The organism is Burkholderia sp. SIMBA_051 (assembly GCF_046534915.1).
GTDB classification, from domain to species: Bacteria; Pseudomonadota; Gammaproteobacteria; order Burkholderiales; family Burkholderiaceae; genus Burkholderia; species Burkholderia ambifaria.
The window spans coordinates 1-259 of sequence record NZ_JAWRXS010000500.1 but is presented as its reverse complement, the minus strand read 5'-3'; the positions used below and the strand labels follow the sequence as shown (position 1 = coordinate 259).

Sequence of the window (259 nt, the reverse complement as noted above, 5' to 3'; positions counted from 1 at the left end):
CAGATCAGCGACGAGACCTTGTTGATCAGCGTCGTGAAGATCGACGACAGCCCCGAGCTGCCGCTGAGCACCGTGCCGACGGCCGCGAGCGCGACCACGACGATGCCGGCCAGAACCGCGTATTCGAGCGAGCTGACGCCCCGTTCATCGCGCAACAAGGTCTTGACGTATTGCAGCATGACAACCTCCGTATGACCGGGCCGCTGATCGACCGTTGATATATTGGCGCTGCACTGCTTCGGGTGGCGCATGACATTCG

1 protein-coding gene is annotated in these 259 nt (G+C 61.8%); it reads right to left on the bottom strand.

What is annotated here, in order from left to right:
• Positions 1–179, bottom strand: a 179-nt coding sequence (locus tag SB771_RS35460) for a Flp family type IVb pilin (protein WP_011881902.1), incomplete at its 3' end; no start/stop codon positions are given.
• Positions 180–259 lie beyond the last annotated feature (80 nt).